This is a genomic window from Vibrio porteresiae DSM 19223 (genome assembly GCF_024347055.1).
GTDB classification, from domain to species: domain Bacteria; phylum Pseudomonadota; class Gammaproteobacteria; order Enterobacterales; family Vibrionaceae; genus Vibrio; species Vibrio porteresiae.
Genome location: NZ_AP024895.1, coordinates 2,425,514 through 2,439,416 on the forward strand (window position 1 = coordinate 2,425,514; position 13,903 = coordinate 2,439,416).

Annotated in this window: 16 protein-coding genes and 1 tRNA gene; 2 read left to right on the forward strand and 15 right to left on the reverse strand. The window is 44.0% G+C overall.

From position 1 onward, the window contains the following. Positions 1-143: 143 nt before the first annotated feature. Together OCV11_RS11085 and OCV11_RS11090 are read right to left on the reverse strand one after the other, a co-directional pair. Positions 144-231 (reverse strand) — tRNA-Ser (locus OCV11_RS11085). A gap of 159 nt (positions 232-390) precedes the next feature. Further along, entirely contained in the window at positions 391-840 is a 450-nt protein-coding gene (locus tag OCV11_RS11090) for an L-alanine exporter AlaE (protein WP_261892911.1), read from the reverse strand. Between the two features lie 315 nt (positions 841-1,155). Between OCV11_RS11090 and OCV11_RS11095 the strand changes: the two genes are divergently transcribed. Then, positions 1,156-1,725, forward strand: coding sequence for a UPF0149 family protein (locus OCV11_RS11095; RefSeq protein ID WP_261892912.1), 570 nt, complete (start codon positions 1,156-1,158; stop codon positions 1,723-1,725). A gap of 121 nt (positions 1,726-1,846) precedes the next feature. On the opposite strand, the gene OCV11_RS11100 is transcribed toward OCV11_RS11095, so the two are convergent. Next, positions 1,847-2,863 carry a 1-aminocyclopropane-1-carboxylate deaminase gene (locus OCV11_RS11100; RefSeq protein ID WP_261892913.1) on the reverse strand — a complete coding sequence of 339 codons (1,017 nt, stop codon included), beginning with the start codon at positions 2,861-2,863 and terminating at the stop codon, positions 1,847-1,849. 189 nt (positions 2,864-3,052) lie between these two features. Between OCV11_RS11100 and OCV11_RS11105 the strand changes: the two genes are divergently transcribed. Beyond that, entirely contained in the window at positions 3,053-3,517 is a 465-nt protein-coding gene (locus OCV11_RS11105; RefSeq protein ID WP_261892914.1) for an Lrp/AsnC family transcriptional regulator, read from the forward strand. Positions 3,518-3,603: 86 nt separating this feature from the next. Here OCV11_RS11105 and nadA read toward each other — a convergent pair whose 3' ends face one another. The 12 genes from nadA to cydA all read right to left on the reverse strand — a co-directional run bounded on the left by nadA (position 3,604) and on the right by cydA (position 13,600). Continuing rightward, the gene (gene nadA, locus OCV11_RS11110; protein ID WP_261892915.1) at positions 3,604-4,647 is read right to left on the reverse strand and encodes a quinolinate synthase NadA; all 1,044 of its coding nucleotides are present in this window, start codon (positions 4,645-4,647) and stop codon (positions 3,604-3,606) included. Between the two features lie 280 nt (positions 4,648-4,927). After that, on the reverse strand, positions 4,928-5,719 hold the full coding sequence (ybgF, locus tag OCV11_RS11115) for a tol-pal system protein YbgF (RefSeq protein ID WP_261892916.1): 792 nt from the start codon (positions 5,717-5,719) through the stop codon (positions 4,928-4,930). A gap of 18 nt (positions 5,720-5,737) precedes the next feature. Then, positions 5,738-6,286, reverse strand: coding sequence for a peptidoglycan-associated lipoprotein Pal (gene pal / locus OCV11_RS11120; protein WP_261892917.1), 549 nt, complete (start codon positions 6,284-6,286; stop codon positions 5,738-5,740). 32 nt (positions 6,287-6,318) lie between these two features. Then, positions 6,319-7,671 carry a Tol-Pal system beta propeller repeat protein TolB gene (gene tolB / locus OCV11_RS11125; protein ID WP_261892918.1) on the reverse strand — a complete coding sequence of 451 codons (1,353 nt, stop codon included), beginning with the start codon at positions 7,669-7,671 and terminating at the stop codon, positions 6,319-6,321. A 13-nt stretch (positions 7,672-7,684) separates the two neighbouring features. Next, the gene (gene tolA / locus OCV11_RS11130; RefSeq protein WP_261892919.1) at positions 7,685-8,713 is read right to left on the reverse strand and encodes a cell envelope integrity protein TolA; all 1,029 of its coding nucleotides are present in this window, start codon (positions 8,711-8,713) and stop codon (positions 7,685-7,687) included. A gap of 14 nt (positions 8,714-8,727) precedes the next feature. Continuing rightward, positions 8,728-9,168 carry a protein TolR gene (tolR, locus tag OCV11_RS11135; protein ID WP_261892920.1) on the reverse strand — a complete coding sequence of 147 codons (441 nt, stop codon included), beginning with the start codon at positions 9,166-9,168 and terminating at the stop codon, positions 8,728-8,730. Positions 9,169-9,171: 3 nt separating this feature from the next. Beyond that, positions 9,172-9,855, reverse strand: a complete 684-nt coding sequence (tolQ, locus tag OCV11_RS11140; protein ID WP_261892921.1) for a protein TolQ — start codon at positions 9,853-9,855, stop codon at positions 9,172-9,174. Next, a complete protein-coding gene (ybgC, locus tag OCV11_RS11145; RefSeq protein ID WP_261892922.1) occupies positions 9,845-10,252 on the reverse strand; it encodes a tol-pal system-associated acyl-CoA thioesterase in 408 nt (135 codons plus the stop codon). Before ybgC ends, tolQ begins: the two co-directional genes overlap by 11 nt. Before the next feature lie 187 nt (positions 10,253-10,439). Further along, a complete protein-coding gene (gene ybgE, locus OCV11_RS11150; protein WP_261892923.1) occupies positions 10,440-10,748 on the reverse strand; it encodes a cyd operon protein YbgE in 309 nt (102 codons plus the stop codon). Further along, the gene (cydX, locus tag OCV11_RS11155) at positions 10,741-10,848 is read right to left on the reverse strand and encodes a cytochrome bd-I oxidase subunit CydX (RefSeq protein ID WP_068714084.1); all 108 of its coding nucleotides are present in this window, start codon (positions 10,846-10,848) and stop codon (positions 10,741-10,743) included. The genes ybgE and cydX overlap by 8 nt, the downstream gene beginning before the upstream one ends. Positions 10,849-10,860: 12 nt before the next feature. Continuing rightward, positions 10,861-11,997: a cytochrome d ubiquinol oxidase subunit II gene (cydB, locus tag OCV11_RS11160; RefSeq protein WP_261892924.1), complete on the reverse strand. Its 1,137-nt coding sequence runs from the start codon at positions 11,995-11,997 to the stop codon at positions 10,861-10,863. Between the two features lie 16 nt (positions 11,998-12,013). Continuing rightward, positions 12,014-13,600 carry a cytochrome ubiquinol oxidase subunit I gene (cydA, locus tag OCV11_RS11165; protein ID WP_261892925.1) on the reverse strand — a complete coding sequence of 529 codons (1,587 nt, stop codon included), beginning with the start codon at positions 13,598-13,600 and terminating at the stop codon, positions 12,014-12,016. Positions 13,601-13,903 lie beyond the last annotated feature (303 nt).

A 13,903-nucleotide genomic window follows, 5' to 3' on the forward strand; every position in this document is an offset into this window, starting at 1 on the left:
GTGTGGCTTGCAAAGCCTTATACCTAGTATCTGTACCACCGCTTTAACCAAGCAGAGATGGCCTTGAGCAGTAACGAAACCTCATTGACCGAGATCTCTTAGATACAAAAAAAGACGTCCTAGGACGTCTTTTTTCTTGAATTTGGCGGTGAGCAAGAGATTCGAACTCTCGATACGTTGCCGTATACACACTTTCCAGGCGTGCTCCTTAAGCCACTCGGACAACTCACCGTGATGTCGTTAACTGTGTTAACGAGGCGCTAATTTAATGATTCTACTCAGGTTGGTCAAGTGCAATTGGCAAAAAAAACCTTTTTTCTCGCACAACTGCCTACAAAGTAACTGATTTGATCAATTTAACTGCAAACCTTGCTTCCACAGGGCTTCACATTAGCTTGCGTGATAGTAACCAGGGACTCTAAACCAACGGCGGCACATATCCAGAAAGTAGCCGTAGATAACGCCCATACCACAAGAGATCACTGCGTTACTGGTTACTGCTGTCGCAATTTGATCCCATGATGCTCCGACGGTAAACAAAATTGCTGCGTACACTGGCGATTGAAACAGCACATAAGCGACTAAATCTGATCCCTGTTTCATCCAACGAGTATCCGATAGGCGCTTACCTTGGCGCAATACGAAGTCTCTAAAAAGACCATACGGCCAAGCAATCGCAATGTTGACAGGAATAGACAAGGTTCTTGATGCTAAAGACTGTTCAAATGTCATCCCTGAAATAAAGATCTCAATAATCATCCCTGAAATAAAACAGAACACGACCATAGCAAACGTATCGGCAGCAGCATGCCGAATACAAAATGGGCCACGAGCTTTCATTTACATCCTCAAAAAATATATCACTAGTATTTTGCTTTTATTGTAAAACAGATGACTGGATTCATCGTTACCATCCAGTTTATGGCGCTATTAGAACACAGCTTATATAGTTTTAGATTCCGTATTTAAATATGTTCACTTAATAAACCACTAGTTTTGTTCACAAAACTAGCAGCTCTCGCTACTTTTTAACCGTGGTTATTTTGTATACACCCTACCTTGCTCGACAGGAAAAAAGCGCTGAGTATTTCTCGCCTCACAAGACAATTTAAAGGTAAACTATCGGCAAAATTGACAACAAAGTGGAAAGACATTTTGACCCTTCAAGAACTTCTTGCTCAGCCAGAGTTAACTGATCGTCTTCTTAATGAGGCGCAAACAACCGGATTTGTTACTGCAATGGCTTGTTCGCCTAACATTCTTCCGCCACAGGAGTGGTTGCCTTATTTATGGGGTGGTGAAGAGGTAGCGCCATTTAACGATGGTGAGCAACTGGAAAACTACCTAGAACTTATCATCAATATGTGGAATCACTTCCGCCCTGCTCTGTTGAATAATCAGTGGACATGGCCTGACGGTTACAATCTTGATGCTCAAGAGATTGTGAATGAGGCTGTACGTGATTTTTGTGAAGGCGTATTGCAAGGTTGGCAGTTAACTCGTGATGACTGGGAAAATATCATGCCGCCGGAAAGTGAGGATAATGCCCTACTTGGTGGCGTATTGTTGTCACTTAGCATGCTTTACGATCCTGAGACATCGATTGCCACATTAAGTGAGCAAGGGATTGAAGGTCTTGAACAGTTTGAAGAGATTTTCAACGCGATTCCACTGATGCTCTGCGGTATCACTTTGCGTGGTGCTGAGTTGGTTGACGAGCAATAGAACGCTCATCCCCCAATAATGAAAAGCGGCACCGGATACAAGGTGCCGTTACCATCATTGTTAATGGTGAAGTTGCCCCCAAAGCGAGTTTGGGAGCGAACAGGGATAAGGTGTTAAACAATCAACCGTTGCGGAAAATATAGCTGTAAGCATTAATCGCAGGTACGCCGCCTAAGTGCGCATACAGTACTTTTGAACCTTTAGGGAAATAGCCCTTACGAGTCAAATCAATCAGCCCTTGCATTGATTTACCTTCATAAACCGGATCGGTCATCATTGCTTCTGTGCGAGCCGCGATTCGAATCGCTTCTACTGTCTCATCCGATGGCACACCATAAGCTGGGTAGGCATAGTCATCGATGATAACCACATCGTCTTTTGTGATTGTTTGATCGAGTTCAACCAAATCAGCGGTATTTTGTGCAATACGCAATACTTGTGCATGGTTCTGCTCTGGCGTTCCTGATGCATCAATACCAATCACTTTTTGCGCACGACCATCGGCAGCAAAGCCCACAACCATACCTGCCATGGTGGAACCCGTTACTGTACACACCACGATGTAATCGAAAGTAAAACCTAGCTCTTGCTCTTGAGCGCGCACTTCTTCTGCAAATTGCACGTAACCCAGTGCGCCATATTTATGTTCGGATGCGCCAGCTGGAATTGGATAAGGTTTGCCACCTTTAGCTTCCACATCTTTTAATGCATTTTCCCAGCTTTCGCGAATACCAATATCAAAACCTTCATCGACCAATTCAACGTGAGCGCCCATGACGCGGCTCATCAAAATGTTACCAACTCGGTCATACACCGCATCTTGGAATGGTACCCAGCTCTCTTGTACCAAACGACATTTCATACCGATTTTAGCCGCGACAGCTGCCACCATACGAGTGTGGTTTGATTGCACACCACCGATAGAAACTAATGTATCTGCACCATTAGCGATGGCATCAGGAACAATGTATTCCATTTTGCGTAGTTTGTTACCGCCAAACGCTAAGCCACTGTTACAGTCTTCGCGTTTTGCATAGATCTCAACATCACCGCCAAGAAATTCAGATAGACGACTTAACTTCTCAATAGGGGTTGGGCCGAAAGTTAGCGGGTAACGTTCAAATTTGTCCAGATTCATAACTCATCTCCATCACGAAATACTTAGGTGACAATCCATCTCACCTGCTTTTTAAGTTGAAATTAGCTTATCTAATTCCGTTTGAAATGTGCTTTCTAATTTCATGTATTTATCTCACTATATTTTCTTTAAATTAAAACTATGATTAACTAAGTTTCATTTTATAAATTAATAATGGAAGAATATTTCATGGAAGATGTTCTAGATCGTATCGACTACAAGCTTCTACGCTTGCTGCAAAAGGATGGGCGAATCTCTAATGCTGATTTGGCACAGCAAGTGAACATCAGTGCCGCAACATGCCACCGGCGAGTAGATCGTTTATTTAAAAAAGGCATTATTCACTCGGTACGCGCAATAGTAGAACCAACCGCAATACAGCTAGGAAGTTTGGTTATTGTGGGGGTCGTGTTAGACCGTTCGACACCAGAAAGCTTTGCTGAGTTTGAGCAAGCGGTATCTCATCTTCCGGTGATCATTGATTGCCAGTTAGTGGCTGGGGAATTTGACTACTTCCTACGCATCCGAGTCAAAGACATGGCCGATTTTAACCAACTGCATGCTTCGCAATTGTTGGTTCTGCCAGGTGTGCGTCAAATTAGAACCTTCTTTGTGATGAAAGAAGTGGTGGAAAACGCACCTCTCACCTTTTAATTCGGTATGATTGGCGCTTGTATAGACATATAAAAAGCCCTGTTTGGCGATTTAACCGAATCAGGGCTTGAGCGAGATATTTTTATCTAACGCGTTAACGTTTGAGCGAACTCCAACATCCGATTTAAAGGGATCAGGGATTTGACTCTGGTCTCTTCATCAACAAAAATTTCATGTTCACGCCCGCCCTGCTTAAGAGCGGTTTCAATCGCCACTAAACCATTCATCGCCATCCACGGGCAATGAGCACAGCTACGACAGGTAGCACCGGCTCCTGCGGTTGGCGCTTCAATTAATGTCTTATCAGGAACCATTTGCTGCATCTTAAAGAAGATGCCTTTATCTGTAGCCACGATCATCGTCGACTGAGGTAACGTCTGTGCTGCTTTTATTAGCTGGCTAGTTGAACCTACTGCATCGGCCAATTCAACCACACTGGATGGTGATTCTGGATGAACAAGTACCGCGGCATCGGGATAAAGAGCTTTCATTTTGCGCAGAGCATCGGCAGAAAACTCATCGTGAACAATGCATTCACCGTTCCACAGCAGCATCTCTGCGCCGGTTTGCTTTGCGATATAAGAGCCTAGATGGCGATCTGGCCCCCAGATAATCTTCTTCCCTTCACTATCGAGATGCTCAACGACATCAAGCGCAATGCTCGAAGTAACGACCCAATCAGCCCTTGCTTTAACCGCCGCCGATGTATTCGCGTAAACCACCACGGTATGGTCTGGATGAGCATCGCAAAATGCGGCAAAAGTGTCAGCTGGGCAACTTAAATCGAGAGAGCATTCCGCCTCTAACGTGGGCATTAAGATACGCTTTTCTGGGGTGAGAATTTTTGCCGACTCGCCCATAAAGCGCACGCCTGCAATAACTAAAGTGGTCGCGGTATGGCGATTACCAAATTTTGCCATCTCTAATGAGTCACCGACAAATCCGCCGGTAGATTCAGCCAAAGCTTGTATTTCGGGGTCGGTATAATAATGCGCGATCAAAACTGCGTCTTTCTCTTTTAGCAGCTCCTTAATACTCGCGACATACTCCAATTTCTGGGCTGCCGATAAAACATCAGGCTTAGGTGGAAATGGGTAAACAGTTTCGATTTTATCCAAGATGTGTGTCATTGCTCTGCTCTAAACGGCTTTTTCGTGTTTTCACAGTGTACACTGATAACTGTAAAACACACAAAACCCACCTCTCATTTATTGGATGAATCATTCTGCAGCAACCAAGGTAACAACAAGCAGTATCGGTGACAGATTTAGAAGCACGGAGAGAGGTTAAAGAGTAAACAATAAGATGAATGGCAGACCTGCCGATAGAAACAATTAATGAGGAATATTTTCCTCATTAATCGCTTAATAACTTAGGCAAAGATACTGAATCAGTAAATTCGACTGGCTATTATTTTAAATGAGTGCGCGCCAATTCGGCTGAAGCACTACTTGGATATTCATCCACAACTTGCTGGTAGTATTTCTTCGCCTGAGCCGCATTATTGTTACGTGTTGCGATGTCACCCAATTTTACTAACGCGTCAGCGCGCTTGTTCGATTTAGGATAAGAAATTACTGCAGCAAAACTTTTTGCCGCATCAACATCTTGTTTCTTCGCAAAGAACAGCTGACCCAGCCAGTAATGGCTGTTAGGCAAATAAACCGATTGCGGGAAATCTTTTTGGAACTTCTGGAACGCAGCAATTGCGCCAGTGTAATCTCTCTTTTTCAAGATAAGATCAACGGCATCTTGATAAGCAGATTGCTCGTTAGCATTCGCCGAGAATGTGCCTGAATCCGTATCATCCGCTTTATCATCGGTCGCAGCTTGAGTCGCCGCTGGTGATTTCATGTTGCTACGAACACGGTCTAACTCGACAAATAACTCTCTTTGACGTTGCACCATCTGTTGCATGTCGTAGCTATTTTTTTCGATTTGACCACGTAAGTCACGGATCTCTTGAGACATCTCATCCAACTGCTGTTGCATTTGCAACTGGGTGCGATTGCGGTTTTCTAGGAGGCGCTCCAAACGCTGAACATCCGTTTCAGATGCAGGTCCTGAGCTCACAGACGCGGTGCTTGCACTTGTACTGGCGCTATTGCCAATATCGGATACTGGAGCTGGTGCAGCGAGCACGGAGCTCGCTGCACTTGCCAGTAACGAAAGCGTGACTACGCGCTTTAAGTTACTGAACATGAGGTTCTTCCTCAATTATTAGTAAACTAGAACCGCACGACGGTTTTTCGCGTACGCTTCTTCAGATTGACCAAGAACTAGAGGTTTTTCTTCACCGTAGCTAACGATAGAGATTTGAGTTGGTGCAACACCTAGTGCTTCTAGGTATTTTTCAACTGCTTTCGCACGGCGTTCACCTAGAGCGATGTTGTACTCAGGAGTACCACGTTCGTCAGTGTAGCCTTCGATAGTCACTTTAAGATTGGTGTTTTTGCTCAAGTATGAAGCGTGAGCCGCTAGCATATCTTCGTAATCGCTAGCGATAGTTGCGTTGTCAAACGCGAAGTATACAGTTTGATTTTCGCGAAGAGCTTGCTCTTTAGCTTCTTGTTCAGAAACTTGAGAACTGTTGTCACCCATTGGAGTCACAACTGTGTTGTCTGTTGTGTCTGTCGCTGGAGCAGTTTGTTGTTGGTTTGTTTCAGAAGAGCCAGATGCATTTGCTGCATCATCGCTTGAACTACATGCTGTCATTGCTAGAACTGGTAGCGCGATCAGTAGCCCTTTAAGAACTTTGTTAAATTGCATCTTTATTTTCCTTACTATTGAAAAGTTTGTGCTTATAAAAACGGTGACCAAGCTGGAGCTCTTACGCGTCCATTCGTTGCTGGTAATCTCGCTTTAAATCTTCCGTCTATCGATACCATGGAAAGAACGTTAGTTCCGTTATAAATCGAGCTGTATATAACCATAGCACCATTAGGCGCGATACTTGGAGACTCATCAAGCAAAGTCTTCGTCAGAATTTGCACAGCTCCTGTTTCCAAATCTTGTTTTGCTAAATTAAACCCTGAATTGTTTTGGTTAACCATTACAAGATATCGACCATCTGGGGTGATTTGGCCCCCCAAATTTTGACTACCTTGCCAAGTCAGGCGTTTAGTAGAACCGTCACCTAAATTTACTTGATAAATCTGTGGTTTACCACCCCGATCCGAAGTAAAAATCAGTGATTTGCCGTCAGGGAACCAAAATGGCTCAGTGTTGTTTGCACGGTCATTGGTGATCTGAGTCAGCTTACGCGTTTCTAGATCAAGTATATACAACTGTAGCGATCCTGTTTTAGATAATACGAGCGCTAACTTCTTACCATCCGGTGAAAATTCCGGCGCGCCATTATGACGTGGGTATGATGTCAGCTTTTCACGTTTACCCGTATAGATATTCATCATATAGATCTCAGCGTGCCCGTTTTGGAAGCTAACATAAGCAAGCTCTTTCCCGTCTGGCGACCAAGATGGTGACATCAAAGGTTGTTTGGAGCGCAGTACTAATCTTTCGTTATAGCCATCGTAATCAGCTACGCGTAGTTGATATGGGTACGCTTCTTTATCGTTGACAACAACGTAAGCAATTCGAGTTAAGAATGCACCCTTCTCACCCGTTAACTTTTCGTAAACCAAATCAGAAATACGGTGTGCATATTCGCGCAGACGTTGTGCAGGAACGGTAGCAATTTTGCTAAACAGAATATGGTCTTTGGATAAAATCAATTGGCCATCAGAACTTAAGCCTTTGCTTTGTCCATTGGTAAGCTGACCGCGCACTACGTCAATCAGCTTATATTTAATAACGTAATCGCCTTTCGCATCTTGTGAGATAGTCCCAGTCAGCAGTGAATCAACACCAAGTTTGGTCCATGCTTCAAAATTTATGTCATCTTCACTGTAAGGTGTTTGTGGCATTTTACTGGTTGGCACCGGACTGAATTTACCGCTGCGCATCAAGTCAGAAGAGACGACAGCAGAGACATCTTGCGGTAAGGGAGATTTGCCTTCCCATTTAAAAGGAACAATGGCAATAGGGCGTGCCGCGTTGATACCATCCGTAATGACAAGATCCAAGGCCGCATTGGCCATGTGTAAACTGCTTAGCACTAAGCATAAGCATCCTAGAAGTAATCGCTTAAACACAAGCATTTCCTTTTTACTCTGGAACAACGGTTAAGTTGATATTTTTCAGTTTTTCTATGACAGCCGCGTCATCTTTAGGTAAGGGAAATGTCCCAACTTTCGCAACTGCGAGCTTAGTCGCAGAACATAAGCGGGAATCCCCCCCTTGAACGCTCAAATTGCCAACAATCGCACCACTGCCAGTGGGTATCAACTGCAAGTTAACCTTACACTCCTTCCCACGGTAACTATCCTCCAAAATCAAGTTCTGTTGGATGAGCTGTGAGTAGATAGCACCCCAACGTTGGGACTCACTGGCTACGTGCTTTGCTTGAGCAGATTGGTTATTTGTTGACTCAGTTTCTAAGCCTTTAAAAATATCATCGAGCGCTTTTTGCTGTTGCTCTTTCTGCTCCTGCAGTTTCTTCAAACGCTCTTTCTCTGCCGCCGCTTTCTTAGCTGCTTCTTGAGCGGCTTTTTCACGTGCGATACGTTGTTGCTCTGCTTTTTCAGCGGCCTCTTGCTCTTTACGTGCTTTATCCGCAGCCGCTTTTGCCGCCTTTTCTTGAGCTATGCGTTGCTGTTCAGCTTTCGCTGCAGCAGCTTCACGTGCTTTACGATCCGCTTCCGCTTTCGCCGCTAGCTCTTGCTCTTTCCGTGCTTTTTCAGCGGCAGCAGCTTGTTCTTGCTCTTTCTGCTTACGTAACTTTTCAGCTTCGCGCGCAGCTTTGGCTTCTTGAACTTGTTGCTCTTTTAGCTTACGAATGCGTTCCTCTTCAGCGCGGCGATTGGTTTCAAGCTGTTCGCTTTCACGGCGCATCTTATCAAGGCGTTCCTGCTCTTTCTGCGCTGCGGCTTCACGCTGCTGACGGATCTGCTGAGCTTGTTTTTGAATTACTTGCGGATCAATCACCACCGCCTCAACCATATTTCCCGTTGGTTTCGGCTTCTCCATGGTGAAATCCGAGCCCCAAATCAATGCTGCAATCAATAACAAATGCAATACGAAAGATATCAGCAGAGGCTTCTTGTAATAACTTTTGTTCGTTCTCTTTGTTTTCATGAACAGTGCTAAGCCTATTCCTTGATATCCGTTAACAAACCAACTTTGGGAATACCCGCTTTGCTTAACTCATCCAGCACCATCACGATATTGGCATAAGGAGTGGCTTTATCTCCCCCCACCGCAACCGGTGTTTCAGGGTTGATTTGTCGCTCAGCTTTAATTCTTACAATGGCGTCCGATAAAGAAATGCCACGCTGCATCTCTTCATCATTGACACTAATTCCCAATTTCCCTTCTTTGTCGATCTCCACAATGATGAAACTAGAGCTGTCACCTGCAAGTTCTGAAGCAGGTTTGGCCGTGGTGGTCTTCGGTAAATCGACATCGACACCTTGTGTCACAAAAGGCGACGTGACCATGAAGATGATCAACAGAACCAACATAACATCGATATAAGGAACGACGTTGATTTCAGCTGTCATCTTCCGTTTCTTCGGTTGATAACCCGCCATAACTTATTCCCTACCTGCCATCGCTTGACGATGTAAAATGCTGTGAAATTCTTCAGAGAAGGTGGCGTAGCCGTGCTCTAGCTTACTGACTTTGTTACTTAAACGGTTGTAAGCGATAACGGCAGGAATTGCAGCAAACAAACCCATCGCGGTTGCGATAAGTGCTTCTGCAATACCAGGTGCAACCATGGCTAGCGTCGCTTGCTTAACCTGACCTAACGCGATAAAGGCGTGCATAATCCCCCACACTGTACCGAATAGACCAATATAAGGGCTAATTGAACCAACAGTTGCGAGGAAAGGTAAATGGGTTTCTAGCTCTTCGACTTCACGACCGACCGCAACACGCATGGAACGACCGGTTCCTTCCATAACGTAATCAGGAGAAGCCGCATTGGTTTTATGTAGGCGAGCAAACTCAGTAAAACCGCAATAGAAAATCTCTTCGGTTCCCGCTAAATCATCTTTGCGCTTTTTGGAATCTTGATATAAAGCAGAAAGATCACTACCCGACCAAAACTTATCTTCAAAAGCATCGGCACTTTTTTGTGCTTTAGATAACGCTTTACTGCGTTGCAATATCATTGTCCAAGAAACAATGGACATACCTAGCAGTAACAGCATGACCAATTTAACGAGAAAACTGGCTTGTAGAAACAGATCAAGAATTGAAATATCAGCACTCACTGGGGGTTAACTCCACACTTAATGACTGAGGCATAGCAATGGGCCTCATGTTCTGATTGTTGATACATGCTACCTTAACTATTGCTTTACACAATAGTTGACCTTCAGGATTAACCAGCTCTTGACAGAATGTCAGGGAAGCCTTTTTAAGTTGAGAAACACACGTGTTTACCGTCAACTTATCGTCAAGACGAGCACCTTTCAAAAAGTCGATGTCTATGTGTCGGACAACAAAACCGACATGTTGTTCCAGAAGAGCTTGTTGGTTAATTCCGATATGTCGCAACATTTCGGTACGAGCACGTTCAAAAAATTTGAGGTAGTTGGCGTGATAAACCACTCCGCCAGCATCTGTGTCTTCATAGTACACAGTGACAGGCCATTCGAAAGTTTTCATAGTTTTGGCACGTTCTATCAAATAGTAATACAACTGACTGATTACTATAACGCAACTTGTTGGGTGGAGTACAAGGCTAAGGGCTGTTTTCACAAATAACTGATAAAAAATTAGCGCTGTCTCAACAAGACAGCGCTAACTTGATTAATTCATCAACACACTATGACGCTATTATGACAAGTTGGCCTTAACCAACCAGGCGTAACACCGTCAAATAGAGCAAAATGAGTAGCGAAAAATAAGGACTGAATAGGATTTGCCAAAACCAGTGGCGCGGTTTAAAACCTACGCCAAAAATCATGCTGGAACATAAAGCCCAAATCATCAGCGGTGCAATCACTGGATTAAACCCACCAATCGCAGCTGAATAATGCTTGGGATCCCACATCATCATGGCGATATGGTAAAAACCAAGAACCATGGATAAGGCTCTAAGCAGAGCCTTATCAAGAGGTGCATGAATTTTGGTAACCTTTTCGGACCAATTATTACTCACTATCTTTATCCATCATCTCTCTGTGCTCTAACCAAAGAGCGTTGATGATACCGAATGAACAAGCCAATAATAGGCCTAGAATCCAAGCGAAATACCACATATTGTCAGCTCCTTAGTAAGTAGAATTGTTTTTGTCTTCAACATATTCTTTGTTAACACGACCGTACATTTTGTAGTAACAGAACGCAGTGTACAGCAGGATGATTGGCACGAATACCGCAGCAACCCCCGTCATCAGTTTCAGGGTCAACTCACTTGAAGTTGCATCCCACATCGTCAAGCTTACATTTGGATTTAAGCTTGAAGGCATGATGAATGGGAACATGGCAAAACCGGCAGTAAAGATAATACCAGCAATACCTAGACTTGAAGTAACAAATGCCAACGCACCTTTGCCAACGCGAGAAAACAGTACAGCAAGAAGCGGCATTACAACACCAAGAATAGGGGCAATCCACATTGCTGGGTAGACATCAAAGTTATGCATCCAACCACCAGCTTGACGAACGACTTCTTTAGACAGTGGGTTTGACGCTGCATTTGCATCAATATTGCTTGCCACTAGGAAGCCATCAATGTGTTGAATCCAGAAACCACCAATAACAAACAGAACTGCCGTGAGAATACCCATAATTTGAGTTACTGAGCGTGCACGAGTGTGAAGCTCTGCATCGGTTTTCATCTGTAGCCAGCTAGCACCTTGCATAAGGAACATGAACACACAAACCAAACCGCATAGAATACCGAATGGATTCAACAAACCAAAGAATGAGCCGTGGTAAGTCACCATTAGGAATTCGTTAATGTCTAGCGGTACGCCTTGTAGAAGGTTACCAAATGCAACACCAATGATCAGTGGTGGAACAAAACCAGAGATCGAAATACCGATATCTAGCGCGTTGCGCCATTTGTCATCATCAATTTTCGCACGGTATTCCAAACACAGTGGACGTAGCCATAGGCCAGCCAGTACGAGGATCATACCAAAATAGAAACCAGAGAATGATGCCGCGTAAACCATAGGCCATGCAGCAAATAGAGCACCACCAGCAGTGATAAGCCAAACTTGGTTACCATCCCAGTGAGGGGCAATGGTGTTGATCATTACACGACGCTCTGAGTCACCTTTGCCAATAAATGGCACAAGTGCACCCACGCCCATATCGAAACCATCAGCGACTGAGAAACCTACAAACAGCACACCAATTAGAATCCACCAAATAAATCGTAGGACTTCGTAATCAAACATTATTGTGTCTCCTTGCTTAAGCTTCTACTTGGCGGCTAACTTTGTCTTCTACAGAGTTACCGTTTTGCTCGAAATGGTAGCGGCCTGTTTTCAAACTGCTTGGACCTTTACGAGAGAATTTCACCATGAGATACACTTCAGCAACTAAGAAGATTGTGTATAGCGCGAGAATGGCAATCAACGACGCAATCAATTCACCCATAGTCAACGCAGACGCAGCAACGTTGGTTGGTAAAATTTCACCAACAGCCCATGGTTGACGACCGTATTCAGCAACAAACCAGCCTGTTTCAACTGCAATCCAAGGAAGAGGGATTGACCACAATGCTGCTTTTAGCAAAATTGGGTATTGTTGAATCTTGTTACGACACGTTTGAATGAATGCCGCACCGAATACCAATAGCATAACCACACCACAAGCGACCATGATACGGAATGAGTAGAATAGAGGCCAAACTTCAGGGATTGAATCATCCGCCGCTTGTTGGATCTGTTCTTCAGTCGCATCAGTTACTTCATCAGTGTAGCGTTTTAGTAATAGACCGTAGCCCAAGTCTTGCTTCGCATTTTCAAAGTTAGCTTGGTCTTCAGGAGTTTGAGTACCTGCACGCAATTTCTGGAGTAGTGAATACGCGTAAATACCATTACGGATACGTTCAACGTGTTGCTCACGAAGGTCACGCAATCCTGGTACTTCTTCGTCAAGAGAACGAGTTGCAATGATACCAAGAGCCCAAGGAATCTGAACTGCGTATTTCGTTTCGCGCTCTTCATTGCTTGGTAAGCCAATCAATGTCCATGCTGCAGGAGCTGGTTGAGTTTCCCATTCACCTTCGATGGCTGCCAGCTTCACTTTCTGTACATCACCCATTTCGTAACCAGATTCATCACCTAGTACGATAACAGAGAGAACTGCCGCCATACCAAACGATGCTGCAACAGCAAATGAACGACGAGCAAATGCGATATCACGGCCTTTCAGTAGGTAGTATGCACTTACACCTAGAATGAACATTGCACCAGTACAGTAACCAGCAGCAACAGTGTGAACAAATTTCACTTGAGCTACAGGGTTTAGAACCACATCCGCAAAGCTCACCATCTCCATACGCATACTTTCGAAATTGAATTCAGCGCCAACTGGGTTTTGCATCCAGCCGTTTGCTACAAGAATCCAAAGCGCAGAGAAGTTTGAACCGATAGCGGTTAACCAAGTGGCAACTAAGTGTTGACGTTTAGATAGTCGATCCCAACCAAAGAAGAATAGACCCACAAAGGTAGATTCAAGGAAGAAGGCAACTAATGCTTCAATAGCAAGAGGGGCACCGAAAATATCACCTACATAATGAGAGTAATAAGACCAGTTTGTACCAAATTGGAATTCCATGGTGAGACCAGTGGCAACACCTAGGGCAAAGTTGATACCAAACAATTTACCCCAGAACTTAGTCATGTCCTTGTAAACTGGTTTGTCGGTCATTACGTAAAGAGACTCCATGATGGCAAGCAAGAAAGTCATGCCTAGAGTCAGAGGTACGAATAAGAAGTGATACATCGCTGTCAATGCAAACTGCAATCGCGACAGATCAACTACGTCAATCATAGTAACTCCTTTGTGTCGGCTGAAAGACACGTTGAGCACTGTTACTCATTTTCACTTAGTTACACAAAATGTAGGGTTGTTATAAAAAAGTGATTTTTGTTGTAATCATGTGCCGTTGTGGTTAGTTAATTGTTAAGCGCTAGCTAATATAGCTGCGACTAATACTACTTCCAAAACTTGTTTGTTTCAAAAGGTTTATAGGCAGATTCCGCTTTGATTCAAATCAAGTTTCATCACGCAAAACAGACCAAGAAAACAACAAAATGATTCAAATCAATAAAATTACCGTTTTATTGTTACTAA

Coding starts and splice junctions, on each gene's coding strand:
- ybgF (WP_261892916.1), bottom strand. CDS start 5,719: ATGTTCAGTAACTTAAAGCGCGTAGTCACGCTTTCGTTACTGGCAAGT.
- OCV11_RS11090 (WP_261892911.1), bottom strand. CDS start 840: ATGAAAGCTCGTGGCCCATTTTGTATTCGGCATGCTGCTGCCGATACG.
- pal (WP_261892917.1), bottom strand. CDS start 6,286: ATGCAATTTAACAAAGTTCTTAAAGGGCTACTGATCGCGCTACCAGTT.
- tolR (WP_261892920.1), bottom strand. CDS start 9,168: ATGGCGGGTTATCAACCGAAGAAACGGAAGATGACAGCTGAAATCAAC.
- cydA (WP_261892925.1), bottom strand. CDS start 13,600: ATGATTGACGTAGTTGATCTGTCGCGATTGCAGTTTGCATTGACAGCG.
- tolA (WP_261892919.1), bottom strand. CDS start 8,713: ATGAAAACAAAGAGAACGAACAAAAGTTATTACAAGAAGCCTCTGCTG.
- ybgC (WP_261892922.1), bottom strand. CDS start 10,252: ATGAAAACTTTCGAATGGCCTGTCACTGTGTACTATGAAGACACAGAT.
- cydX (WP_068714084.1), bottom strand. CDS start 10,848: ATGTGGTATTTCGCTTGGATTCTAGGCCTATTATTGGCTTGTTCATTC.
- OCV11_RS11105 (WP_261892914.1), top strand. CDS start 3,053: ATGGAAGATGTTCTAGATCGTATCGACTACAAGCTTCTACGCTTGCTG.
- OCV11_RS11100 (WP_261892913.1), bottom strand. CDS start 2,863: ATGAATCTGGACAAATTTGAACGTTACCCGCTAACTTTCGGCCCAACC.
- cydB (WP_261892924.1), bottom strand. CDS start 11,997: ATGTTTGATTACGAAGTCCTACGATTTATTTGGTGGATTCTAATTGGT.
- nadA (WP_261892915.1), bottom strand. CDS start 4,647: ATGACACACATCTTGGATAAAATCGAAACTGTTTACCCATTTCCACCT.